Source organism: Protofrankia sp. CiP1_Cm_nod3, assembly GCF_982290655.1.
In genome coordinates this window covers 28,511-30,304 of sequence record NZ_CEVIVD010000041.1, presented here as the reverse complement: position 1 = coordinate 30,304, position 1,794 = coordinate 28,511, and the positions used below count along the sequence as shown (strand labels likewise).

The following is a 1,794-nucleotide window of genomic DNA, read 5'->3' as shown; positions in this document are numbered from 1 at the left end:
TGGGGCCGGCTGCCGCTGGCCGTCCAGGCCACTCTGCCGGTGTGGGCCGCCAGCCGGATCGCGGTGATCGTGCTCTCGCTGGCCGCGTCCCGGGCGCTCTCCGGCCATCCGCTCGCGCAGCTGCCGGGGCTGAACACGTTGTGGGACCGCTGGGACGTCGGCCTGTTCACCAAGGTCGCGCGGTTCGGCTACGTCTCGCCGGAGTACACCGACCGCACCGAGGTGGACTTCCCCGGATTCCCGCTCGCGATACGCCTGGCACACCTGGTCGTCCCGGACTGGACCTTCGCCGGGATGGTGGTCTCGTTCGTGGCCGGGGCCGCGGCCGTGGCGGCCATCTGGCAGATGCAGATGGACGACCGGACACGAGCGGACGGCGCGACAGCGCGCCGGACACCACTGCGGCCCGGGCACCGGACAGATGTCAGGGGCCGGACGGATATCAGAGACCGGACAGCCGCGACAGGCCGGACAGCCGCGACAGGCCGGACAGCCGCGACAGGCCGGACAGCCGCGACAGGCCGAAACAGCGCACCGAGCGTGCAGGACGCGCCGGGTGGGTGGTCGGCACCGGACGGGCGGGGCGGGCCTGACCGGCGGGGCGCGGATTTCGCGGTCGTCGCCGTCGTGCTGTTCCCGTACGCGGTGTTCCTGTGCGCCGCGTACTCCGAGGCGGTCTTTCTCGGTTTCGCCACCACGTCCTGGCTCGCGGCGCGCCGGCAGCGCTGGTGGCTGGCGGGTCTGCTCGGCGCGGGCGCCGCGTCCACCCGGGTCACCGGTATCCCCTTCTGCCTGGCGCTGGCCGTCCAGTACGTGGTCAGCCGGCGGCGCGCGGGACTGCCGGTGTTCGCGCCGGCGGGGCTCGCGCTCGCCCTGCCGCCACTGCCCGTCCTCGCCTTCGTCACCTACCTGCGGACGCGCACCGGCCACTGGGACGCCTACACGCAGGCCATGCGGGACGGCTGGCACCGGTGGGTCGACTGGCCGTGGGAGGGCTGGCGGGCGAGCTGGCGCTCGGCCTTCGACACGTCCCAGTCGTCGGCCTTCACCTGGTTCTGGCGCGGCGAGGTGGCCGCGGTCGTCGTCGGGGTCGTGGTGACCGTGGCGCTCCTGCGCTCGGCCCGTTTCGGCGAGGCCACCTTCGTCGGCGGCGCCACGCTGCTGATGAGCTGCTCGAACTACTACGCCTCGGGCATCCGGACGATGCTGGTGGCATTCCCGGTCTACCTGCTGCTCGGACGCGTCGTGACGCGCCGGCCATGGGTGCGCCCGGTGTACATCTGGCTGTCGGCCCCGGTGATGGCGGCCTTCGCCGTCGCCTTCACCCAGGGCCAGTGGGTCGACTGACACCGGCCCGCGCGTCTTCACCGTCCCGCGGCAACGCGGCAACGCGGCAAGTCGGCAAGTCGGCAACGCTGTTGCGTTGTGATTCTGATGCTGCCGGGACAGCATCAGAATCACAACAATCATGGAACCCGGACCCATCCGACGCCGGTGGCGCGGGCGGGACGTGGAGCCGTGGGGAGCGTCTGCGAGGAGTGTCCATGAAGAGCGTCACTGTCACAGGCCGCGGGTCCGCGCCGTTCGTCGTGTCCGTCGGCCTGGCCGCCGCCGTGGTCGTGACGGTGGTCGCCGCGATCTGGCCGGCACCCGGCCGGCACGTGCACGGCCTGCTGGTGGTGATCTCGTTGACGCTTGTCGCGGGAGTGGCCGGCGCCGGTCTGCGGGTGGTCGCCGCCGAACGCCGGCGTGCGGCCCGCGAGAGCCGCGAGGTGACGGACGGCGGCAGTGGAT

1 protein-coding gene and 1 pseudogene are annotated in these 1,794 nt (G+C 72.7%); both read left to right on the top strand.

Features of this window, described 5'->3' with window-relative positions:
• A partial coding sequence (locus AC5LUJ_RS10595; RefSeq protein ID WP_493464847.1) for a hypothetical protein occupies positions 1-1,347 on the top strand: 1,347 nt, incomplete at its 5' end.
• A gap of 197 nt (positions 1,348-1,544) precedes the next feature.
• Positions 1,545-1,794: pseudogene (locus AC5LUJ_RS10590) on the top strand (hypothetical protein); the annotation flags it as partial.